The sequence below is a fragment of the Nakamurella sp. genome (genome assembly GCF_044224575.1).
Lineage (GTDB): Bacteria > Actinomycetota > Actinomycetes > Mycobacteriales > Nakamurellaceae > Nakamurella.
In genome coordinates this window covers 114,362-137,440 of record NZ_JBGAKE010000011.1, presented here as the reverse complement: position 1 = coordinate 137,440, position 23,079 = coordinate 114,362, and the positions used below count along the sequence as shown (strand labels likewise).

The 23,079-nt window shown below is 70.8% G+C and carries 18 protein-coding genes and 1 pseudogene; 15 read left to right on the top strand and 4 right to left on the bottom strand.

All coding sequences use genetic code 11. From position 1 onward, the window contains the following. Positions 1 to 40 precede the first annotated feature (40 nt). Positions 41 to 1,372 (bottom strand): amidase, encoded by a 1,332-nt coding sequence (locus tag ACILSK_RS14420; RefSeq protein ID WP_395727859.1) that lies wholly within the window; start codon positions 1,370 to 1,372, stop codon positions 41 to 43. A 42-nt stretch (positions 1,373 to 1,414) separates the two neighbouring features. Then, complete coding sequence (locus tag ACILSK_RS14415) at positions 1,415 to 1,828, bottom strand: organic hydroperoxide resistance protein (RefSeq protein ID WP_395727858.1); 414 nt, start codon at positions 1,826 to 1,828, stop codon at positions 1,415 to 1,417. A gap of 97 nt (positions 1,829 to 1,925) precedes the next feature. On the opposite strand from ACILSK_RS14415, the gene ACILSK_RS14410 reads away from it, so the two are divergent. The 6 genes and pseudogenes from ACILSK_RS14410 (at position 1,926) to ACILSK_RS14385 (ending at position 5,958) form a co-directional block, all read left to right on the top strand. After that, on the top strand, positions 1,926 to 2,438 hold the full coding sequence (locus tag ACILSK_RS14410; protein ID WP_395727857.1) for a MarR family winged helix-turn-helix transcriptional regulator: 513 nt from the start codon (positions 1,926 to 1,928) through the stop codon (positions 2,436 to 2,438). Between the two features lie 131 nt (positions 2,439 to 2,569). Then, positions 2,570 to 2,962 (top strand): hypothetical protein, encoded by a 393-nt coding sequence (locus ACILSK_RS14405; RefSeq protein WP_395727856.1) that lies wholly within the window; start codon positions 2,570 to 2,572, stop codon positions 2,960 to 2,962. 46 nt (positions 2,963 to 3,008) lie between these two features. Further along, positions 3,009 to 3,788, top strand: a pseudogene (locus tag ACILSK_RS14400) (DNA glycosylase AlkZ-like family protein); the annotation flags it as partial. Then, positions 3,784 to 4,254, top strand: a complete 471-nt coding sequence (locus ACILSK_RS14395) for a MarR family winged helix-turn-helix transcriptional regulator (RefSeq protein ID WP_395727903.1) — start codon at positions 3,784 to 3,786, stop codon at positions 4,252 to 4,254. The pseudogene ACILSK_RS14400 and the gene ACILSK_RS14395, both read left to right, overlap by 5 nt. A 131-nt stretch (positions 4,255 to 4,385) precedes the next feature. Further along, positions 4,386 to 4,778 (top strand): hypothetical protein, encoded by a 393-nt coding sequence (locus ACILSK_RS14390; RefSeq protein WP_395727855.1) that lies wholly within the window; start codon positions 4,386 to 4,388, stop codon positions 4,776 to 4,778. A 46-nt stretch (positions 4,779 to 4,824) separates the two neighbouring features. Then, a complete protein-coding gene (locus ACILSK_RS14385) occupies positions 4,825 to 5,958 on the top strand; it encodes a winged helix DNA-binding domain-containing protein (RefSeq protein WP_395727854.1) in 1,134 nt (377 codons plus the stop codon). Positions 5,959 to 5,976: 18 nt separating this feature from the next. Here the strand turns inward: ACILSK_RS14385 and ACILSK_RS14380 are convergent, their stop codons facing one another. Beyond that, complete coding sequence (locus ACILSK_RS14380) at positions 5,977 to 6,501, bottom strand: hypothetical protein (RefSeq protein WP_395727853.1); 525 nt, start codon at positions 6,499 to 6,501, stop codon at positions 5,977 to 5,979. A gap of 208 nt (positions 6,502 to 6,709) precedes the next feature. Between ACILSK_RS14380 and ACILSK_RS14375 the strand changes: the two genes are divergently transcribed. From ACILSK_RS14375 to ACILSK_RS14355, 5 genes are all read left to right on the top strand, one after another. Next, positions 6,710 to 8,704, top strand: a complete 1,995-nt coding sequence (locus tag ACILSK_RS14375) for an alpha/beta-hydrolase family protein (RefSeq protein ID WP_395727852.1) — start codon at positions 6,710 to 6,712, stop codon at positions 8,702 to 8,704. Between the two features lie 142 nt (positions 8,705 to 8,846). Further along, positions 8,847 to 13,052 (top strand): BTAD domain-containing putative transcriptional regulator, encoded by a 4,206-nt coding sequence (locus ACILSK_RS14370; RefSeq protein WP_395727851.1) that lies wholly within the window; start codon positions 8,847 to 8,849, stop codon positions 13,050 to 13,052. 104 nt (positions 13,053 to 13,156) lie between these two features. Further along, positions 13,157 to 14,860, top strand: coding sequence for a calcium-binding protein (locus ACILSK_RS14365; RefSeq protein ID WP_395727850.1), 1,704 nt, complete (start codon positions 13,157 to 13,159; stop codon positions 14,858 to 14,860). 112 nt (positions 14,861 to 14,972) lie between these two features. Beyond that, the gene (locus ACILSK_RS14360; protein WP_395727849.1) at positions 14,973 to 16,088 is read left to right on the top strand and encodes a WD40/YVTN/BNR-like repeat-containing protein; all 1,116 of its coding nucleotides are present in this window, start codon (positions 14,973 to 14,975) and stop codon (positions 16,086 to 16,088) included. Continuing rightward, the gene (locus tag ACILSK_RS14355) at positions 16,085 to 16,381 is read left to right on the top strand and encodes a MoaD/ThiS family protein (protein ID WP_395727848.1); all 297 of its coding nucleotides are present in this window, start codon (positions 16,085 to 16,087) and stop codon (positions 16,379 to 16,381) included. Before ACILSK_RS14360 ends, ACILSK_RS14355 begins: the two co-directional genes overlap by 4 nt. Here ACILSK_RS14355 and ACILSK_RS14350 read toward each other — a convergent pair whose 3' ends face one another. Next, on the bottom strand, positions 16,382 to 16,762 hold the full coding sequence (locus ACILSK_RS14350) for a hypothetical protein (RefSeq protein ID WP_395727847.1): 381 nt from the start codon (positions 16,760 to 16,762) through the stop codon (positions 16,382 to 16,384). Positions 16,763 to 16,941: 179 nt separating this feature from the next. On the opposite strand from ACILSK_RS14350, the gene ACILSK_RS14345 reads away from it, so the two are divergent. The 4 genes from ACILSK_RS14345 (at position 16,942) to ACILSK_RS14330 (ending at position 23,076) form a co-directional block, all read left to right on the top strand. Next, the gene (locus ACILSK_RS14345) at positions 16,942 to 17,805 is read left to right on the top strand and encodes a hypothetical protein (protein WP_395727846.1); all 864 of its coding nucleotides are present in this window, start codon (positions 16,942 to 16,944) and stop codon (positions 17,803 to 17,805) included. A gap of 376 nt (positions 17,806 to 18,181) precedes the next feature. Next, entirely contained in the window at positions 18,182 to 20,653 is a 2,472-nt protein-coding gene (locus tag ACILSK_RS14340; protein ID WP_395727845.1) for a glycogen/starch/alpha-glucan phosphorylase, read from the top strand. A gap of 113 nt (positions 20,654 to 20,766) precedes the next feature. Then, a complete protein-coding gene (locus tag ACILSK_RS14335) occupies positions 20,767 to 21,894 on the top strand; it encodes a flagellar motor protein MotB (protein WP_395727844.1) in 1,128 nt (375 codons plus the stop codon). Between the two features lie 465 nt (positions 21,895 to 22,359). Next, the gene (locus tag ACILSK_RS14330; protein ID WP_395727843.1) at positions 22,360 to 23,076 is read left to right on the top strand and encodes a hypothetical protein; all 717 of its coding nucleotides are present in this window, start codon (positions 22,360 to 22,362) and stop codon (positions 23,074 to 23,076) included. The last annotated feature ends 3 nt before the right edge of the window (positions 23,077 to 23,079 follow it).

Genomic DNA, 23,079 nt, shown 5'->3' with positions numbered 1-23,079 from the left:
ACCGCGTGGGGACCGCGTCGGGACGGCGTGGGGGCGGGCGTCAGCGCCAGGCCCGCTCCAGTGCAGCGGCCACGTCGAGGATGCCGTGCTCGTCCAGGCCCACCCCGACGATCTGCACGCCGATGGGCAGCCCGTCCACCGGGGCGGGCACGGACACCGCCGGCCAGCCGGACAGATTGAACGGCGAGTTCAGCGCCAGCAGCGCCGGGCGGACGTCGACGTCGACCCCGTCCATCGGGACCGACGCGGCACCGATCGGGGTGGCCCGAAGGCGGGTGGTCGGCAGCACCAGCACGTCGACATCGCCGACCGCGGCTCGCAGTTCCGGCACCAACCGGCGCCGGGTGCGTTGGGCCCGGATGTACTCGACGGCCGGCCGGTCGGCGAAGGACAGCAGCCGTTCGCGGACCAGCGGCTGGTAGTCGGCGGGCCGTCGGGCCAGCCACCGCGCGTGGGTGGTGTAGGCCTCGTTCCCCACGATCAGCGGGTAGGCGGCGACCAGCTCGTCGATCATCGGGGTGCGCACCTCGACCACCCGGGCGCCGGCCGCGGCGAGCGCGGCGACGGCGGCGGCCGGCCAGGGTGCGATGGCCGGGTCGGCCGGCTGCCAGTAGTCATCGACGGGCACGCCGATCCGCAGCCCGTCGAGGGTGACCGGAACGGCGGCGTCGCGGCCGTGCAGCACCGACCAGGCCAGGGCCGCGCCGGCCGCGTCACTCGTCAGCAGACCGACGTGGTCCAGGGTCTCGGCCAGCGGGAAGACCCCGTCGGTGCTCACCGCACCGTAGGTCGGCTTCAGCCCGACCACCCCGCATAGGGCGGCGGGAGTCCGCACACTGCAACCGGTGTCGGTACCCAGGGCGAGTGGGAGGTACCCGGCGGCGACGGCCGCGGCGGACCCGGAGGACGACCCACCGGTGATCCGGGTCGGATCGTGCGGGTTGCGCGCCGGCCCGGTGGCGGCGACGTCACCGGTCGGGCCGTGCGCGAACTCCTGGGTGTGCAGCTTGGCCACGACCACCGCGCCGGCCGTCCGAAGCCGGGCGACCACTGGCGCGTCAACGGAAGCCGGCGGTGCGCCCTGCAGCACATTGGATCCGCAGCGGGTGGGCAGGCCCACCACGTCGATGAGATCCTTGACGCCTAATGCGATCCCATGCAACGGCCCACGCCATTGGCCCTGGTTCGCCTCGTCGGTCAGCACGGCGGCCGCGGCCGTCGCCCGCTCGACGTCCAGCGTGATCACCGTGTTGAACGGGTCCGCGGCCAGCCGGTCCAGCACCTGGGCGACGTGCTCGGCCGGGGTCAGCCGGCCGGAACGGATAGCGTCGATCAGCGTGGGCAACGACGGCCCGGGAAACGGCTCGGTCACCGCTTCACTGTGCCCCATCGCCGTACCGGGCGAACCGCCGGATCAGACGACCTGCAGGTCGACCTCGATGTTGCCGCGGGTGGCATTCGAGTACGGGCACACCTGGTGGGCCTTCTCGGTCACCGCGGCGACCGCGGCCGGGTCGGCGTTCGGGATGCGGACGACCAGGCGCACGCCCAGGCCGAAGCCGACGTCCTGCCTGGAGATGTCGACCTCGGCGGTGACGGTCGAATCGGTCACGTCGATCTTCTCCTGGCGGCCGACCAGCTTGATGGCGCTATGGAAGCACGCGGCGTAGCCGGCGGCAAAAAGCTGCTCCGGGTTGGTGGCCCCACCCGGGCCGCCCATCGCCTGCGGGACCCGCGTGTCGGCGTCGATCAGGCCGTCGTCCGTCCGGACATGCCCGTTCCGACCGTCCCCGCTCGAGGTGGCGACGGCGGTGTACAGCGCGCTCATGGTGTCTCCTTCATGTCGACCCGATCGGGTCGGTTGCCAGCAACTGTATTGCGCACAATCTAATAGGGCAACATCGAGACGCTGTAGGATGGGCCACATGGGCGCGGGGCCGAGCGGGAACCAGGATCGACACCCGGACCCCACGCCGGGCGGGGACTATCGCGATCTCGAGCTGGACAACCAGATCTGCTTCGCCCTGTACTCGGCGAGCCGGGCGATCGTCCGCGCCTACACTCCGCTGCTCGCCGACCTGGGTCTGACCTACCCGCAGTACCTGGTGCTGCTGGTGCTCTGGGAACACCCGGACGAGGCCGTGGGCGTCTCCGAACTGGGTCGGCGACTGCACCTGGACAGTGGGACCTTGACGCCGCTGCTCAAGCGTCTGGCGGGCATGGGCCACGTGACCAGGCGCCGCCACGCGACGGACGAACGCCGGGTCGTGATCGCGTTGACCGCGGCCGGGCTGGCGATCCGCGACCGGGCGGTCGGCGTTCCCCGCCAGATCGGGCAGCGCACCGGACTGTCCGTCGGCCGGCTCACCGAACTGCGGGACGAACTGACCCGCATGGTGGCGGCGCTGGAATCACCGACATATCGCCGGAAAGACTGACCCAATTGCGCTCCCAGGTTGCTGTGATGAGGGCAACAGGCGATTCACATCCAAGTAACATTGTCGTATTCGTCCGAGACGGAACGTCGCGCACTCTTATCTGGAAAGCGACGAACCGGAAGGGGCGACTCGTGAGCATCAATGAGGAGATTTCCGCCGATCAAGGGCTACCGGCCTTCGCCGCCGCGCCGATCGGCGAGGCCAAGAGTGGTGGACTGGCCGCTTTCGGCCGGCCCGACGCGGAATCGATGACACCGCAAGGATCCGCCGACGGTCCGGCCGTGGTCGCCCGTCCCCGGGCATTGCGCATCGGCGACAAGGTCAGGTCTTTCGTCGACGACGTGTGCGTCAGCGTCGGCCTGACCGGGCTTGTCGTGAATGTCGCGCCGCCGCGTTACGGCGCGCCCGCCCGGGCCCGCATTCTGTGGGACAACGAGACCGTGTCGATGGCGGACGCCACCACGTTCGAGGTCATCACCGGGCTTGACGAGGTCGCCGCCGACGACGAATCCCGGGTCGCCTGACCAATTGCCCGGGCGCGGGATCCGTCGCCCGGGATAACGTCGCCGGGTGGCGGTGACCACCCGGCAACTCACCCGGGCGACCCTGGATCGACAGCTCCTGCTGGGTCGGACGGCGCTGCCGGTCGACGAGGCCGTCCGGCGCACCGTCGCGTTGCAGGCCCAGGAACCCGCCTCCCCCTACCTCGCGTTGTGGAACCGGCTGGCGGGTTTCGTCCCGGCCGACCTGACCGCGGCATTCACCGACGGTCGGGTGATCAAGGCCCCCCTGATGCGGATCACCCTGCAGGCGGTGCACCGCGACGACTATCCGGCGTTCCGGCACGCGATGGCCTCGTCCCTCCGGGCCTCCCGGGTGTATGACCGGCGGTTCCGGGGCCTGGGGCTGACCCCCGCCGACGCCGACGCCCTGATCCCGGACCTGCTCGCCTTCACCGGCGAGCCCCGCAGCAACGCCGACCTCGACTCCTGGGCCCGGGATCGACTCGGCGAGTTGCCGCCGCCCGGCGTGTGGTGGGCGCTGCGCACCTACGGCCCGTTCGTGCACGCGCCGGCCGGCACCACCTGGACGTTCGGTCCCCGCCCGGCGTACGCGGCCGGCCCGGTCGCGGACTCCGCCGATCCGCCCGACCGGTCGATCGAGCACCTCATCCGCCGCTACCTGGCCGGATTCGGACCCGCGGGCGTGGTCGACATCGCGCAGTTCACGCTGCTCAAGCGGTCCGTCGTGCGGGCCGCCGTCGCGGCCATGGCCGGGACGCTGCGGGATCGGCCCGGTCCGGACGGGGTGGAATTGCTGGATCTGCCGGACCTGGGCGTGCCCGATCCGGACACCCCGGCCCTATCGCGATCTCGAGCTGGACAACCAGATCTGCTTCGCCCTGTACTCGGCGAGCCGGGCGATCGTCCGCGCCTACACTCCGCTGCTCGCCGACCTGGGTCTGACCTACCCGCAGTACCTGGTGCTGCTGGTGCTCTGGGAGCACCCGGACGAGGCCGTGGGCGTCTCCGAACTGGGTCGGCAACTGCACCTGGACAGTGGGACCTTGACGCCGCTGCTCAAGCGTCTGGCGGGCATGGACCTCGTGACCAGGCGCCGCCACGCCACGGACGAACGCCGGGTCGTCATCGCGCTGACCGCGGCCGGTCTGGCGATCCGCGACCGGGCGGTCGGCGTTCCCCGCGAGATCGGGCAGCGCACCGGACTGTCCGTCGGCCGGCTCACCGAACTGCGGGACGAACTGACCCGGATGCTGGCGGCGTTGGAATCACCGGCCGGGCGCCGGAATGACTGACACCATTCCTCCCCCAGGTTGCTGTGATGAGGGCAACAGGCGATTCACATCCAAGTAACATTGTCGTATTCGTCCGGGACGGAACGTCGCGCACTCTTATCTGGAAAGCGACGAACCGAAAGGGGCGACCCGTGAGCATCAACGAGGAGATTTCCGCCGAGCAAGGGCTACCGGCCTTCGCCGCCGCGCCGATCGGTGAGGCCAAGAGCGGTGGGGTGGCCGCTTTCGGCCGGACCGACGCGGAATCGATGACACCGCAAGGATCTGCCGACGGTCCGGCCGTGGTCGCCCGTCCCCGAGCCTTGCGCATCGGCGACAAGGTCAGGTCTTTCGTCGATGACGTGTGCGTCAGCGTCGGCCTGACCGGGCTCGTCGTGAATGTCGCGCCGCCGCGCTACGGCGTGCCCGCCCGAGCGCGCATTCTGTGGGACAACGAGACCGTGTCGATGGCGGACGCCACCACGTTCGAGGTCATCACCGGGCTTGACGAGGTCGCCGCCGACGACGAATCCCGGGTCGCCTGACCAATTGCCCGGGCGCGGGATCCGTCGCCCGGGATAACGTCGCCGGGTGGTGGTGACCACCCGGCAACTCAACCGGGCGACCCTGGATCGACAGCTCCTGCTGGGTCGCACGGCGCTGCCGGTCGACGAGGCCGTCCGGCGCACCGTCGCGTTGCAGGCCCAGGAACCCGCCTCCCCCTACCTCGCGTTGTGGAACCGGCTGGCGGGTTTCGTCCCGGCCGACCTGACCGCGGCATTCACCGACGGTCGGGTGATCAAGGCCCCCCTGATGCGGATCACCCTGCAGGCGGTGCACCGCGACGACTATCCGGCGTTCCGGCACGCGATGGCCTCGTCCCTCCGGGCCTCCCGGGTGTATGACCGGCGGTTCCGGGGCCTGGGGCTGACCCCCGCCGACGCCGACGCCCTGATCCCGGACCTGCTCGCCTTCACCGGCGAGCCCCGCAGCAACGCCGACCTCGACTCCTGGGCCCGGGATCGACTCGGCGAGTTGCCGCCGCCCGGCGTGTGGTGGGCGCTGCGCACCTACGGCCCGTTCGTGCACGCGCCGGCCGGCACCACCTGGACGTTCGGTCCCCGCCCGGCGTACGCGGCCGGCCCGGTCGCGGACTCCGCCGATCCGCCCGACCGGTCGATCGAGCACCTCATCCGCCGCTACCTGGCCGGATTCGGACCCGCGGGCGTGGTCGACATCGCGCAGTTCACGCTGCTCAAGCGGTCCGTCGTGCGGGCCGCCGTGGCGGCCATGGCCGGGACGCTGCGGGATCGGCCCGGTCCGGACGGGGTGGAATTGCTGGATCTGCCGGACCTGGGCGTGCCCGATCCGGACACCCCGGCCCCGGCCCGGTTGCTCGGCATGTGGGACAGCCTGCTGCTGGCCCACGCGGACCGGAGTCGGCACATCCCGCCGCGGTACCGGTCGCACGTGATCCGGCGCAACGGCGACGTCCTGCCCACCTTGCTGGTGGACGGCCACGTGGCCGGGGTCTGGCGGGCGACCGAGAACGGCATCGAGGCCGGCGCGTTCGAGCCGCTCACCGACGAGCAGTGGGCCGAATTGGATCGGGAGGGCGCTGCGCTCACGGCGTTCCTGGCGGACCGGGACCCGTTGATCTACCGCCGCTTCGGACACTGGTGGGCCAAGGGACTGCCGATCGGGCAGTCCCGCACCCTCGGCTGACCTCGGGTCGAGAGACGGTCAGGCCAGGGTGGCCAGCTCGGCGCTCACTGCATCCGGGTCGGCCTTCAACTCCTTGCGCACCTGCTTGTCGGCCCGCTTGATGGCCTTGTCCAGCTTGTCCTGCAGGTCGGTCGCGGCGACCAGGACGAAGCCGCTCTGGCCGGCGTCCAGCAGCTCGCCCAACTCCTTGAGATCGGATCGGCTCAACCCGGCCGCGGCGTGGCCGGCCAACGCTCCCACTCCGGCGCCGGCCGCACCGCCGAACAGCAGCCCGGCGCCCAGCCCGACCGCGGGGAACAGCGCCACCAGTGCGCCGACCGCCAGACCGACCCCGAGGCCGCCCTTGGCCGCGTCCCGGGTCGGCTGCTCGTGCCGCTTGACGATCTTGACCTTGCCATCGGCGTCCTTGGAGACCACTGCGGCGTCGAAGGTATCGATGATGTGCGTCTCGTGGTACACCGCCTTGACCGACTCGTAGTCGGCGACCGCGGCCTCCTCGTTGTCGTACTGGGCGGCGATCAGCAGGAACGTGTCCATCGGCATGGCGACTCCTCGGGTGTGCGTACCGCCGACGATGCCTCCGGCCAGGCCTTGTCGGCCTCATCCGGATCGGGCTAACTCGCGGCTGGCTCGGGACTGGCTTCGATTCGGCCCCGCATGACCCGTCCTGGGCGGTGCCGAATCGGCCGGTGACAGCCATGATGCGCAAACACACGTCGGCGCGGTGGCCGATACGACGAAACGGAGCGTCATGGGAGTCCAGCAGTGGGTGGCCCGACTGGCCGGGCCGGGCGATCAGACCGGCCTGTTGGTGGCCGCCGCGGGTGCACCCGGCACCTTCGAGCCGTCCCTGGTCCCCCGGAGCCTGCAGGATCAGGCGATCGTCACCGGGATCGGGACGAGCCTGTCCTATCTGCTGACCACGGCCACCCAGGACAGCATCGAGGCGCTGACCGCGGGTGTGCTCGGGTGGGTGGCCGGCCCGGACGACCCGGCTCGGCAACGCCGCGCATCCCTGATCGCCGACCTCGCCGTCATTCCACTGGGCATCGCCGTGCACCAGGTGCTGACCCGCCGGTCCGGGGAGCCGATGCTGCGCGGTATCGCCCGGCAGGTCGCGTGGCGAACCGCGGTGACCGGCTTCGGCGGCACCGTCTTCACCCTCAGCCGCACCGGGATGGCCGCCGCGGATCGGGCCGTCGGAGCGGGCGGTCGGCTCGCCGCAATCCCGCTGGGCGCGCCGATCGGGCTGGGGATCGGCCTGGCTCTGGAGGCCTACCGGCGGCGCGGACTGCCGGACGAGCCGGCCACCACCGACGCGCCGGTCGTCGAGCCGCTGCGCGCCGCGCTGGCCAGCGCCGGGGTGGTCGCCGCGGTGTCCGGAGCCGCGCTCGGCCAACGGCTGCTGGCCGACGGCACCGGAGCCCTGCTGGCCACCGCGCTGCCCGGCGGCCGCGTGGTCTGGCGGCCCGTCGGGCACGTCATCACCCTGGCCGCGCTGGTCGCCGGCGGAACCGTGCTCTGGCACCGTGCCATCCGGTCGATCGAGGCCGGCACCAATGTCATCGAACCGATCATCGACGACGAGGGCGGGCACCGGTGGGTCGGACCGACCGCCAGCGGGTCGGCCGCCAGCCTGGTGCCGTGGCCGACGTTGGGCCGGGAGGGCCGGCGGCACGTCCTGCTCTACCCGCGGCCCGAACCCGTCTCCGGCCTGCCGGTCAGCCTGCCCGACCTGGCGATCTCGTCGGTGATGGGTGAACCGGCGGTCGCTGCCCCCGCGCTGATCTACGTCGGGCTGGACAGCGCGCCGACCATCCGGGCCCGGGTCGACCTCGCGCTGGCCGAGATGGACCGGGTCGGCGCCTGGGACCGGTCGATGATCATGCTGTGCTCGCCGACCGGGTCCGGGTACATCAACTACTGCGCGACCGCAGCCGCCTCCTACCTGACCCGCGGCGACGTGGCCATCGTGACCATGCAGTACTCCAAGCGGCCATCCCCGCTGTCGCTGTTCAAGGTCAAGGACGCCCGGGAGCAGAACCGGCTGCTCTGGCTGGCGATCAGCGCGCGGCTGCGCGACCGGCCCGGCCCGCGACCGAAGGTGGTGCTGTTCGGGGAAAGCCTCGGCGCCCACACCAGCCAGGACGTGCTGCTGCACTGGGGCACGCTGGGCCCCGAAGCGCTGGGCATCGACCGGGCCTTGTGGATCGGTACGCCGTACGCCAGCGGATGGATGCACCAGGTGACGGGCGCGGCCCGACCGGACGTCGACCCCCTGCTGGTGGCCAAGCTCAACGACTTCGACCAGCTGAGTCAGCTCCCGGCCGAGCACCGGGCCGCGCTGCGCTACGTCATGGTCAGCCACGACAACGACGGCGTCACCAAGTTCGGCGTCGACCTGCTGTCCTCCAAGCCCGGCTGGCTCACCGACGCGCGACCGAAGGTGGAGATCGTGCCGGGGGCGAGCCCTCGTGGGGTGCCCGCGCGGATGCGGTGGCGGCCGGTCACCAGCTTCCTGCACGGCCTGATGGACATGAAGAATGCGCAGAAGATGGCGGGGTACCGGGCCTGGGCGCACGACTACCGGCCGGATCTGGCCCGATTCATCTCGGCGGTCTATGACCTGCCGGCCACCGCCGAACAACTCGAGCGGATCGAAAAGGCGCTCCGGGCCCGTGAGGAGATCCGGGACACCCTGCTGTCCCAGCACCTGGAAGCGATGCACGCGCCCGGTCCGGGCTGAGCCCGGCCCGGCGCGGACCCGATGTGCCCAGCGGATCCGCGCCGGCGACCGGTCGGCCGTGCCGGAACGGACTATCAACCTGCGGTATCAGTCCGTTATCAGTCCGTTTGACCGTTAATCTTCGTCACTGAAGACTGCTCCCATGGATGTGGCGACGATTGCCCTCCTCGGTCCGGTGGCGATCAACGGCGAAGCCGGGGCGTTGGCGCCACGCGATCGCGTCGTGCTGTCGGCGTTGGCGCTGAGCCCCACCGAGATCTCAAGCGTCGAACGGCTGGCGGACGCCCTCTGGGGACCGGCCCCGCCACCGTCCTGGCCCAAGGTCGTGCCGGGTTGTATCCATCGGCTGCGTCGGACCCTGGGACCGGCGGCGATCGAGACGACGCCGTACGGATACCGGCTGGCCGTCGACGACGAGGACATCGACGCCCGACGCTTCGAGTCCCTCCTCCGCCACGGACGCGAACAGCTCGCTCGGGACGATGTCGATCGAGCGGCCTACAGTTTCGGCGAGGCCGTCGATCTGTGGCGCGGTGCCGCCTACCCGGACCTGGACCACTGGGAGCCGGGCCGGATCGAGGCGGCCCGGCTTGCCGAGCTGCGGTTGGAGGCGCAGGAATGCCGGATCGACGCCGGCCTGCGGGCCGGCCGACACGCCGACATGCTCGCCCCGGCGCAGGCAGCCGTGGCCCAGTCGCCCCTGCGGGAGATGCGCTGGGGTCTGCTGGCCCTGGCCCAGTACCGGTGCGGGCATCAGGGGGAGGCGCTGCAGACGTTGCGCCGGGCCCGCCGCATGCTGGTCCACGAGCTCGGCCTGGACCCCGGGCCCGACCTGGCCGCTTTGGAAACGGCGATCTTGCGCCAGGACCCGGTCCTGTCCGACGGAGCGCAGCGGGCGGATGACGGGATCTGCCCGTTCCTCGGGCTGGTCGGGTACGACATCGAGGACGCCGACGTCTACTTCGGTCGCGAGTGGGAGGTCGCGGACTGTGTTTCCCGGCTGACGGAACGTGGCGTCCTCGCCGTGGTGGGCCCGTCGGGGAGCGGCAAGACCTCGCTGGTGCGAGCCGGCGTCGGTGCCGCGCTGGCCCGCGACGGCTGCCGTCCCATCGTCATGACCCCGGGATCGCACCCGATGGAAGCGATCGCCGAGCTCGACCAGGTCGGGGTCGCCTTGATCGTCGATCAGTTCGAGGAGGTCTTCACCCACTGCGCCGACCCCGTGGAACGCCAGGCGTTCTGCGCCGAGCTCGCCGCCCGGGCGACCTGGTGCCGGGTGGTCATCGCGCTGCGGGCCGACCACCTAGGCGAGCTCGCCGCCCATCCGGACCTGGCCCGGACCGTCGAGCGGGGTCTGTACCTGCTCGGCCCGATGGGAGCGGACGCACTTCGGACGGCGATCACTGGACCGGCGGACCGGTCCGGCCTCCTGCTCGAGCCCGGTCTTGTCGACCTTCTGGTCCGGGAGGTGGAGGGCGAGCCCGGGGCGTTGCCGTTGCTGTCGCACGCCCTGCGGCAGACCTGGGAGCGGCGGTCCGGCCGAACCCTGACGGTGGCCGGCTACCGGGCCACGGGGGGCATCCGCGAGAGTGTGGCGCACTCCGCCGAGGGCCTGTACGAGTCGTTGACGGTGCCGCAGCGGGAACTGCTTCGCCGGCTCATGCTGCGGCTGATCACGACGACGGCTGACGGTGAGCCGATCCGCACGCGGGTGCCGCGCGGCCAACTGGTCGCCGACCCGGAACGGGAGGGGATGGTCGACCGGCTGGCCGACGCCCGGCTGGTCACCACCGACCACCAGACCGTCCAGGTCGCGCACGAATGCCTGGCCCGGGCCTGGCCGCGGCTGGCCGGTTGGCTCGACGAGGACGTCGATGGCCAGCGCATCCTGCGGCACCTGACGGCCACCGCGGACGCCTGGCAGGACTTGGGCCGGCCGGACAGCGAGCTGTACCGAGGGGTCCGGCTGGCCCAGGTCGTCGACTGGCGCGACGCCACCGGGCCGACCTTGACCTCCACCGAGTCCGACTTCATCGAGGCCGGCGTCGGCGCCCGGGACGCCGAGCAGCAAGCCGCGCGGGCGCAGGCGCGGCAGCGGGTCCGGGTCCGGCGCCGCAACCGGCTGCTGGCCGGCGCGCTGGTCGCGGTGCTGATCGTGGCGCTGGTGACCGGCCTGCTCGCCCTGCGGCAGCAGCGACAACGGGAAGCGGCCGATCTGGCCACCGGCCTGGCCGAGGCGACGCGGGTGGACGACGCCGCCCGCGGCGCCGGCACCCTCAGCGAGTCGCTGCTGCTGGCGGTGGAGGCGAACCGGATCCAGGACTCGCCGGCGACCCGGAACCAGCTCGTGGACGCGGTCTCGGCCCATCCGGCGCTGATCCGTTCGCTGGTCGCGCAGGACGTGGTGCGCGCGCTGGCCGTCAGCCCCGACGGTGGCACCCTGCTGACCGGCGAGAGCGATACCGGTATCTCGGTCATTCGCACCGATACGCTCGAACAGGTTGCATTCTCGGAAATCAACGGCTGGTCCATCGAATACCGGCCCGACGGTGAGCAGCTGCTGTTGGCCGGCAAAGGGTCCGGAGGGCTCGGCGAGGGGCTGAACGAGCTGACCGCGGCGGTCAGCGACTCGCACCTGAACAACGTGCACCACCTGTCGGGCGAAGGCCTGCTGGGCTACTGGCAGTACGCCGAAGACGTGGCCTTCAGTGCGGACGGCCGGCACGTCGCCGTCTACGCCGAGGGGGGCGACGGCTCGGCGGTGTCGGACACCGCGTACCTGGTGTGGGAAGGCCCGGACCCGGAGGGACCGGCGGCACGTGTGGCGGCGGTACCGTCGCTGGCGATCGCCCTGAGCCCGGGCGGTGATCGGCTCTACGTGCTCACCCAGCAGCCCATGCTGGCGGTGATCGACACCGAATCCGGTGAATTGCTCGAATCCGTACCGGTGCCGCCGGGAATCGTTCCGCTGCGCGACGACCGGCCCGGCGAGGAAACGTTCGACGTGCTGGCGGACACGCTGGCGATCAGTCCTGACGGAACCACACTGGCCATCGGCGAAGGCCGTGATGTCGTCCTGTTCGACGCGTCGACGCTGACCGAGCGGACCCGGCTGCACGGACATACCGACCGGGTGTTGACCGTCCGGTTTTCGCCCGACGGCCGATCACTCGCCGCCGGCGGCGCCGACCGCTCCGTCCTCGTGTGGGACCCCACCTCGTACCGGCAGACGGCGCGGCTGACCGGGCACGGCGGCCCCGTCCTGGCACTCGTCTTCGCTCCGGACTCGGCCACCCTCTACAGCGGCGGGGAGGACAAGCGGGTCCTGGTCTGGGATCTCGACGGCCGGCGCCGCTTCATCACCCGGCTGGTCGCGCCGACGGGTCCGGCCGGAGTGGGCTCGATCGTGCCGTCCCCTGACGGCCGGGCGGTGGCGTACACCGGACAGAAGGATTCCGCCGGAAAGTTGGAGTTCCTCGACGCGACCACCGGTGACCTGGGGCCCCCGTTGGCCGACCCGGACGCCGGCCAGGTCGCCGCCTGGCTCTCGCCCGGCGCCGCAACGGTGCTCACCGCGGCCGGACCGAACCTTCGGGCGTGGGATCGGGCCGGCGGTCGGATCCGGGACGATCAGTGGGTCGCGGCCACCGAGATCAGCGCGGTCGCCGTGGCCCCTGACGGCGCGTTCGTCGTGGTCGGCGACCGGGCCGGTGACGTGCAGCGGGTCGACCCGCGGTCGTTGACGCCGGCCGGTCCGGCGGTGCCGCTCGGCCGCGCCATCAGCACGTTGACCCCGGTGCCCGGCTCCGACCGAGTCGTCGCGTTTCCGGACGACCGGACCTGGGTGGAGGTCGATCTGGCGACCGGCACGGTTCTGCAGCGGGGCGATCTCGGTTTCGAGGTGCGGGCGGCGGCGATGTCCCCGGACGGCACGCGGGTGGCCGTCGGCGGACTGCGCGGCGAGGTGGGCCTGCTGGACCTCGGCCGGAACCAGTGGATCACGCCGCCGCGGCCGGTACCGCCGCCCTACCTGCTGGGCGTCGCGTTCGCCGGCGACGGCTCGTTCTTCACGACGTCGTCCTTCGACGGCAGCGTGCACGTGTGGGACGGCTCGACCGGCGACAGCGTCCTGGCCGTGCCGGTGAGCGATTCACCGTCGGTCGCCGTGGTGGCCGCGGACGAGCGGATGGTCGTTGCCACCCAGGACGGTGCCGTCTACCGGATCGATCCGGCCTTCGTCGACTGGATCGCCGCCGCCTGCGCCATCGCCGGGAGCAGTCTCACGCCCGCCGAGTGGAGCGCGGTGTTCGGTGAAAGGCCCTATCACGAGACTTGTTCCGGGAGCTGAGAACCGGCTGAGAACCGTTCGCGATGTTTCTCCGTACTGCTGATCCGGACGGCCACATCGGCCGCGGATCGACCGGACGGAGAACGACCGACATGCACCGCATCATGAAAGACCTGCGCCTCGCGCGCCTCGGCAGTCGCCTGCTGGTGGGCGCGATGATCGCCGGTGGCGTGACCCTGGGCACCGCCCTGCCGGCCAGCGCCGCCACCACCGCCGGCTTCTCGGCCGGCGTGCTGTCCGTCACCGGCGACAATGCCGACAACACCATCACCATCAGCCGCAACGCCGCCGGGACGATCCTGGTCAACGGCGGCGCGATCGCGGTCACCGGCGGCACCCCGACCGTCGCCACCACCTCGCTCATCCGGGTCTTCGGGCTCGGCGGCAACGACGTGCTCACCCTGAGCGAGGTCAACGGCGCCCTGCCGAAGGCCAACCTGTTCGGCGGGCAGGGCAACGACACGCTGACCGGGGGTTCGGGCGCCGATCAGTTGTTCGGCGAGGCCGGCAACGACACTTTACTGGGCAAGGGCGGCAACGACTTCCTGTTCGGTGGCACCGAGAACGACACGCTCACCGGTGGCGACGCCGACGATCAGGTGTTCGGTCAGGGCGGCGACGACCGGATGATCTGGAACCCGGGCGACGACACCGATCTCAACGAGGGTGCCGGAGGTACCGACACGGTGGAGGTCAACGGCGGCAACGGCACCGAACAGTTCACCACCACCGCCAACGGTTCCCGGGTACGGTTCGACCGGCTCACCCCGGCACCTTTCTCCATCGACATCGGCACGTCGGAGAAGCTGGTGGTGAACGCCAACGGCGGGGACGACTCCTTCTCGGCCACCGGCAATCTCGCGGCGCTGATCAAGATCACGGTGGACGGCGGGACCGGCAACGACACCCTCCTGGGATCCAACGGCGTCGACCTCATCTCCGGCGGCGACGGCAACGATCTGGTCGACGGCCAGCAGGGCAACGACACGGTCCTGCTCGGCGCCGGCGACGACACCTTCCAGTGGGACCCGGGCGACGGCAGCGACGTCGTCGAGGGCCAGGACGGCACCGACAAGATGGTCTTCAACGGCGCGAACATCAATGAGAACATCGACATCTCGGCCAACGGTGGGCGAGTTCGTCTGTTCCGCAACGTCGCGGCGATCACCATGGACACCGACGACGTCGAGACCTTCGACGTGAACGCACTGGGTGGTGCCGACCGGCTGGCGGTCGGTGACCTCAGCGGCACGGATCTGACCAGGGTGAACGCCAATCTCGCGGGCAACGGTGGCGGCGACGACGGGGCGGCCGACGAGGTCGTGGTGAACGCGACCCAGGGCGACGACGTGGTGTCGGTGAACGGCGAGACCCGCACCGCGACGGCCACCGGGCTGCCGGCCACGGTGGCCCTCACCGGCAGCGGACCCGGCGTCGATCGGCTGACCGTCGACGCGCGCAACGGCGATGACGTCATCGACGCCTCCGGGGTGGCCGCCGGGGCCACCCTGCTGACCCTGGTCGGTGGCGACGGCGACGACGTGTTGATCGGCGGCGCCGGCAACGACACCATCACCGGGAACGCCGGCGACGACGTGTTGATCGGCGGCGGAGGCACCGACGTGCTCGACGGCGGCGCGGGTGACAACGTGGTGATCGGCTTCGCCGCGCTCACCTCGCGGTCGGCCGGGGCGGCGAGCACCGACTGGGTGGCCACCCGCGCCGGCACGGTCGACGGCAAGACCGTGCTGAACCTGGGTGAGCGGACGGTGACCCTGCCGCAGGCGCAGCTGTCCCAGCTGCACTAGCCCCGCAGGTGGCCCCCGCGCCGCCGGACCGATGAGATTTCGCGGCGTCGGGGGTCTACTGGGAGGGCCGCGCCGACGCGGCCGGACTGATCGTGAACCGGAAGGAGCTCGGATGACCGGAGTGCGTGTGCTGGTGGGTACCCGCAAGGGGGCGTTCGTGTTGACCGCCGACGGTACCCGGCGGGACTGGCAGGTCAGCGGGCCGCACTTCGCGGGCTGGGAGATCTACCACGTCAACGGGTCCCCGGCCGACCCGAACCGCATCTACGCGTCGCAGTCCAGTGGCTGGTTCGGCCAGGTGATCCAGCGGTCCGACGACGGCGGAACGACCTGGGAGCCGATCGACAGCGCGTTCACCTACGCCGGCGAGGTCGGCCCGCACCAGTGGTACGACGGCACCCCGCGGCCGTGGGCGTTCACCCGGGTCTGGCACCTGGAGCCGTCGCTGGACGATCCGGACACCGTCTACGCGGGGGTCGAGGACGCGGCTCTGTTCCGGACCCGGGACGGCGGCCGCACCTGGACCGAGATGCCCGGCCTGCGCACGCATCCCAGCGCATCGGGGTGGGCCCCCGGCGCCGGCGGGATGTGCCTGCACACCATCATCCTCGACCCGAGCGACGCCAAGCGGATGTACACCGCGATCTCCGCGGCCGGCACCTTCCGCAGCGACGACGCGGGTGAGTCCTGGCGGCCGATCAACCGCGGCCTGCACTCCGAGGGGATCCCCGACCAGCAGGCCGAGGTCGGGCATTGCGTGCACCACGTGGCCATGCATCCGGCCCGGCCGGATGTGCTGTACATGCAGAAACACTGGGACGTCATGCGCAGCGACGACGCCGGCGAGTCGTGGACCGAGATCAGCGGCAACCTGCCCACCGACTTCGGTTTCCCGATCGCGGTGCACGCCCACGAGCCGGAGACGATCTACGTCCTGCCGATCACCAGCGATTCCAATCACGTGGTGATGGACGGCCGGCTCCGCGTCTACCGCAGCCGCACCGGCGGACACGAGTGGGAACCGCTGACCAGCGGGCTGCCGCAGGAGAACTGTTACGTCAACGTCCTGCGCGACGCCATGGCGGTGGACTCGCTGGACGAGTGCGGCCTGTACTTCGGCACCACCGGCGGCCAGGTGTACGCCTCGGCCGATTCCGGGGACAGCTGGGCGCCGATCGTCCGGGACCTGCCCGCGGTGCTGTCGGTGGAAGTGCAGACGCTGCCGTGATCCGGGTCGTGCTGCCGGCCCATCTGAAGGAGCTGGCCCGGGTCCACGGCGAGGTCGAGCTCCGGGTGGACGGGCCGGTCACCCAGCGCAGCGTGCTCGACTCCCTCGAGGCGCAACTGCCGGTCCTGGTCGGCCGGGTCCGCGACCACGACACCGGGAAGCGGCGCGGTTTCGTCCGGTTCTACGCGTGCCAGGAGGACCTGTCCCACGAGCCGCCGGACGACCCGTTGCCGTCGGAGGTGGCCACCGGCAAGGAGCCGTTCCTGATCGTGGGGGCGATGGCCGGCGGCTGATCAGAGCAGGCGCGGCTGATCGCCGGGATCGGCCGCCCGACCGGCCCCCGCCGACGTCGCCGATTCCAGCACGTGCCGGGCCCGCCGGCTCAGATCGCCGAGGTCGACCCGGCCCACCTCGGCGGCCCGGAGCAGACGCTCGGCCAGCTCGAGGGCCTCCTCGAGGATGGCCGGATCGGCGGCCCGCTCCTGCCCCATATCGCCGAGGATCGTCCGCTCGGTCCGGGACGCGATGATCGGGCTGCCGACGCCGTCCACCCAGACCTCGGTGCGGCGGCCGTCGCCCCGGTCCTCACCGCGGATGGGTTCCAGCGCGAAGATCTTGTCCGACCGCGCGTACTTCCCGAAGCCGAGGAACACCATGTGCGGGTCGGTCGCCATGCCTCACAGTATCGGCGTGGTCGTGCCCGCGGGGATCGCCGACGGTCCGACCCTCGGTGGCTCGCAGCCATAGCGCGAACGGCTGATGCAACGCCCCTTTCGGGGGATAATAACGGCGTGCGACGCTCTCTGTGAGTTACCTTCGCCTGAAGCGGCTGGCCATTTGGGGAGGAACGATCGTGCGGCGTCACTCATCTCTTGCCCTCGTCGCCGGCGTGGTGTTGCTGGCCGGCTGCGGTGGCGGGACTGCCGGCCAGCCGGCCGTCGCCACGTCGGTCGCGGCCGCCGGGCCCTCGTCCAGCCCTGCGGATCCACCCTCCGGCTCCGGCTCCGGTGATGCCGGACCGAAGGACGGCGGCGGCGGGGTGATGGTGGACGCCTCGGTCGTCGAGCGGAGCGCGCTGCGGCCGATGCAGGTCGAGACCGACGACTTCTGGGAGGAGATTCTCGGGATCGCCCAGGTGCCGGTGACGGTCAGCGCTCCGCTGGAGTTCCTCGTCGGCGCCGAGACCTTCGACTGCGGCGGGGTCGAATTGAGCGCGACCGACCAGTACGGCCCGACCTACTGTGCGCCCGAGGACACGATCGTGGTGTCCGAGACCTTCATGACCTCGATGGGTGAGTCCGCGGCGCTGCGGACGGACGGCACCTTCGCCGACCAGTCCGCGGAGGTGGGCCTGTACTTCCTGCTCGCGCACCAGTGGGGTCACAACATCCTCGAGGAGATGATCGCCGACCGGAAGGCCGACGTGACACTCGTTCCGAGCAACCAGATCGAGGCGACGGCTGACTGTTTCGCCGGCCTGGCCATCGCCGGGGTGCCCCGGGTGTTCGCCGACAAGGATCCCGCCGCCGTCCTGAGCCTGGTCCCGATCTACGGTGAGCGGTTCAGCGGGATCGCACCATCGCCGGTGACGCGGCAAAAGGCTATTGCCCTGGGTCTGGCCAAGAGTTACGACGATCGGGCGGCCCTGGCCGCCGGGGTCGGCGAGTGCCTGACCGAGCAGGCGCCTGCGCTGGCCAACGCGCTCGGGGTCCGCTGACCCCCCACCGGTTGGCCGCGCTGTGGGTCGTGGTGACTGTGGTCAGCCGGCTCCGGCGGGCTCAATCGTGGGGCTCGTCACACTTCCGGCCGCGGCCGCCGGCGTCCCATCGGCGGGCGCGTTGCGCCGCCGGGCATCGCCGGCCGACCGTGCGTCCCACCGGTTGGGCCGTCGGTTCCGGCGTTGACCGTGGTCACCACGGCCGAGCCGGCTCCGCCGGCCGCCGGCCGCTGGCGAAGGAGGCCGGCGACGCCGGTTCCGGCGCGCGAGTGTCGCCGGTCCGTTCGCCCCGCGCACGTCGAGTCCCGCGGAGCGGACGGTGCCGATCGGCCTTCGTTACCGCATCCGTCACAAACGATCGCTACTATCCGCGCTCGTGACCAAATCGAGTCGACCTGCGATCGTGCCGTCCGACCTTGACGACGTCGAGCGATTCACGCAGGAATTTCTCAAGCGCCTCCAGTTCGGGCAGGGCGTGGCCCTGGCCCGGGCCACCCGCAACGACCTCTACTACGCCCTGGCCCGCACGGTCCGGCAGCAGCTCATGGCCCGCTGGCTGGAGACCGTGCAGAAGCAGATGCAGGCCAAGGCCAAGGTGGTCGTCTACCTGTCGGCGGAATACCTGCTCGGCCGGCAGCTGGACAATGCCCTGCTCGCCTCCGGGCTCACCGACACCGCCGAGCAGGCGATCGGCAACCTCGGCCTGGACATGCAGAAGATCCGGGACACCGAGGTGGAGCCGGGCCTGGGCAACGGTGGCCTCGGCCGGCTGGCCGCCTGCTTCATCGATTCGCTGGCCACCCTGCGGATCCCGGCCATCGGCTACGGCATCCGCTACGAGTACGGCATCTTCCGGCAGACCTTCGAGGACGGCCATCAGGTCGAGCAGCCCGATTCGTGGCTGACCCTCGGGTCGCCCTGGGAGTTCCCGCACCCCGAGATGGGTGTGAAGGTCCGATTCGCCGGCCACACCGAGAAGTACCTCGGCGACGACGGCGTGGAGCGCACCCGGTGGAACAACGACTGGGAGGTGACCGGGGTCCCCTACAACTACATGGTCCCCGGCTACCGCACCGGCAACGTGAACACCCTGCGGCTCTGGAGCGCCCGGGCCACCCAGGCCTTCGACCTGCACGTATTCAACAACGGCGACTACCTGCAGGCGATCCGCGCCCAGGCGTTCGCGGAGAACATCAGCAAGGTGCTCTACCCGGAGGACTCCACCCCGCAGGGCAAGGAACTGCGCCTGCAGCAGCAGTACTTCTTCGTCGCCTGTTCGATTCGCGACTTCCTGAACAACGTCCTGCCGCCCGGCTTCGACCTGCGCAAGCTGCCCGAGCGGGTGATCTTCCAGCTCAACGACACCCATCCGGTGATCGCCATCCCCGAGCTGATGCGGATCCTGGTCGACGAGAAGGACATCCCCTGGGACGAGGCCCTGGACATCTGCCGCCGGTGCTTCGCCTACACCTGCCACACCCTGCTGCCCGAGGCACTCGAGGTGTGGCCGGTCGAGCTGCTGGGCCGGCTGCTGCCCCGGCACCTGGAGATCATCTTCCGGATCAACGAGGAGTTCCTGGCCGAGCTGCGCGAGGTCTACCCCGACGACGAGCTGCGGGTGCGCAGCATGTCGATCATCCAGGAGCACCCGTCGCGCGCCGTCCGGATGGCGTACCTGGCCACCGTCGTCGGCGCCAAGGTCAACGGCGTCGCCGAACTGCACAGCCAGCTGCTGCGGGACAAGGTGCTCACCGACTTCTCGGCCTACTGGCCGGACAAGTTCACCAACGTCACCAACGGCATCACTCCCCGCCGGTTCATCGGGCTGGCCAATCCCGGCCTGACCGAGCTGATCACCGACACCATCGGAGACGGTTGGCTGCGGGATCTGGACCGGCTGCAGGAGCTGGAACCGTATGCCGACGATCCGGCCTTCCTGGACGCGTTTGCCGCGGTCAAGTCGGCGAACCGCAAGCGGCTGGTCGAGTTGCTGGATCGGCGGGACGGCATCGCGCTGCCCCAGGACGCCATGTACGACGTCATGGTCAAGCGGCTGCACGAATACAAGCGGCAGACCCTCAAGCTCCTGCACGTGGTCACCCTCTACCAGCGGCTGCAGGAGAACCCGGACCTGGACCTGGTGCCCCGGGTGTTCCTGTTCGGCGCCAAGGCCGCGCCCGGGTACTGGATCGCCAAGCAGACGATCGCCCTGATCAACGCGGTCGGCAAGGTGATCGACAACGACCCGATCGTGGCCGGCCGGCTCAAGGTGGCGTTCCCGGCGAACTACAACGTGACGCTGGCCGAGACGCTGATCCCGGCCGCGGACCTGTCGGAGCAGATCTCGCTGGCCGGCAAGGAGGCCTCCGGCACCGGCAACATGAAGCTCGCGTTGAACGGTGCCCTGACCATCGGCACCCTGGACGGCGCCAACGTGGAGATCCTCAAGGCGGTCGGCGAGCAGAACTTCTTCCTCTTCGGCCTGACCGAGCCCGAGGTCGAGGCCATCTACGAGACCGGATACCAGCCCCGGGAGTACTTCCAGACGAACCCGTCCCTGCGCAAGGCGCTGGGCGCGATCGCATCGGGCAAGTTCTCGGACGGCAACCGGGAGACGTTCGCGCCGATCGTCGACTCGCTTCTGCACGAGGACCGGTTCCTGGCGCTGGCCGACTACCAGAGCTACATCGAGGCCCAGGACCGGGTCGACCTGGCCTACCGGGATCAGCGGGCCTGGAACCGCAGCGCCGTGCTCAACGTGGCCCGGAGCGGCTTCTTCTCCAGCGACCGATCCATCCAGGACTACCTGGACCGCATCTGGAAGGTGGCCCCGGTCGACGCCGGCTGACAAAATCTGTGCAGGTCAGAGGTATTACCAGGGCACGTTGCGTCACCGTGGCATAGTTCGCAGTTCTGGCGCTGAACCCGGGCAATCCCCCGATCGGTGGATAGCCTGGGCCCATGGATCGAAGACGCTTGTTGTCCATCCGCTCGCTCGGTACCGCTCTCGCCGCCGGTGTCCTGACCACAGTCGTGGCCGCCTGCGGCTCCTCGACCACCGGTGATTCGGGGTCGGCCACCTCGTCCAGCTCAGCGCCGGTCACCGTGGCCGGCAGTGTCGTCAGCACGGCCGGATCGTCGAACGAGGCACAGATCGTCGTGCCGGACGTCATCGCGGCGGAATGGTCGGCCCTGGGCTCCGGGAACGGCGTGGAGTGGGTCGCGGTCGCCGGTGACGGCACGACGACCACTGCGCCGGTCGCCGTCGCCGACGGCGACGCGGCCACGGCGTTCGCGGCCAAGCTGAACGCCCACCAGGCGGAGCAGCCCGGCCGGGACGCCCTGGCCGGCCTCGACGCGATCGCCTCGCCGGCCGGTGCGCCGGTCTGGGTGTTCTCGCCACTGCTGGACACGGCCGGCGCGCTGGACATGAATCAGCTGGCGTTCGACCAGTCGCCGCCGGATGTCGTCACCGCGGTCACCGCCGCCGGCGCGCTGCCGAATCTGACCGGGCGTGACGTGAACTTCGTGGTCACCCCGGTCGCCGGGCAGCAGAACGCCCTGTCCGACGCGCAGGTGGGTTACCAGCACGCGATCTGGGAGGGCGTCGCGACCGCGGCGGGAGCCTCGAAGGTGACCTTCTACGACGGCACCGGTACCGGGGCCGGTACCGGCACCATCCCGGTCGTCGCGACCCCGGATCCGAGCGACAAAATCAGCTCCGAGGGGTCCGGTCCGACCCGGACCTGCACTCTGCCCACGCCGGCGCTGTTCCTGCCCAATGAGGCGACGCTGATCGACAAGCAGGCCACCTTGACCGCCCTGGGCGACTGCGTCGGCACCGTCGACCCGACGACCAAGATCACCGTGCAGGGCCACACCGCCGCCGTCGGTGGGGGTGATCCGCAGGGTGCCGTTGACCTGTCCACCCAGCGCGCCACCGAGGTGGCCGCCCTGTTGCAGGAGGTTGGCGTCCCCGGGGAAAACATCACGTCGGTCACCGGTCTCGGCGATTCCGCCCCACTGGTGCAGCCGGCCTCCGATCCGGGCAATCGCGCGGTCGTCGTCACATTCACCACGACCGGCTGAGCCGTCCGAACCCCCGCTGAATCGGTTGAATTTCGGCGGGTGTATTCCGTGGCATGGGCCCCGGGTCGGTTGCGACTGCGCGAATGCCGCTGGTCCGTTGTGGTGGCGGCTCATGCGTCCGCGCCGTGACCGGCCCGGGTCTTGGTGTTTCATGTAGCGCAACGCGACCATTGGTCGGCAAGCGCTGCTCCGAAAGGCGGAAACCTGACGACGCGACCGCACGAATGAGCGACGAATTGGGTCCTTCTTGCATATTATCGGCAACGGCCCTGCGGGCCGTCGCTGCGAATGTCTGCACCACGGTCCCAATGGAGGAAAGTTCGTGCCCGTGATTTCGATCAATGCCGGTCGAACGGCCTGATGGGGTACCCGACGGCCGGCACGGAATATCGGTCAGCCCGCTCCTCGCGGGTGACCGAGCTCCCCGCCGCGAATCAGGATGGAGCCGCAACCCGGCGCCCACCGGTGAGCCGGGGCCAGGCCGGCGCGCCGGCGGCCCGACGTCCGGTGGCGCCGTCCCCGCCCGCCCGGGGCCGGCGGGGCGTCCCGCTGCGGCTGACCATCGCCCTACTGGTCACGGTCGGCGCCGTAGTCCTGCTCGGGATGGCCGACGGTGCCGCCTCGGACGACCTGGCCGGTGCGGACTGCGCGACGAGCCCCGTCACCGTGGCGGATCTGAGTGCGGTGCAGACGCGCAACGCCCGGGCGATCACCGAGGTGGCCCGGGAGCGGGACCTCGACCGCTCGGCGGCCGAGATCGCGGTAGCCACTTCGCTGGCCGAGACCGGCCTGATCAACTTCGCCAACGACGGGACGTCCGAGCTGTACGCAGCGGAGATCGATCGGCCGCTCAGCGACCTGGAGCGGGACGTGGCCCGTCGATCGCTGGCGTATCCGCACGACGAGGTCGGCAACAACCTGGACTCGATCGGCCTGTTCCAGCAGCGTCCGACCACCGGCTGGGGGGCTCCGGAGAAGCTGATCGACCCCCGGTCGGCGTCCGGCCTGTTCTACGACCACCTGCTGAAGATTCCCGACTGGGCCGCCGGCGTCCCCTGGCAGACCGCGCAGAAGGTGCAGAGTTCGCCGTCGGCGGACGGTGGCATCTATGAGAAGTCCTACGAACGCGCGGTGCTGGTCGTCGGCGCCCTGTGGGCCGAGCCGATGTGCCCCTCCGCCTGACCG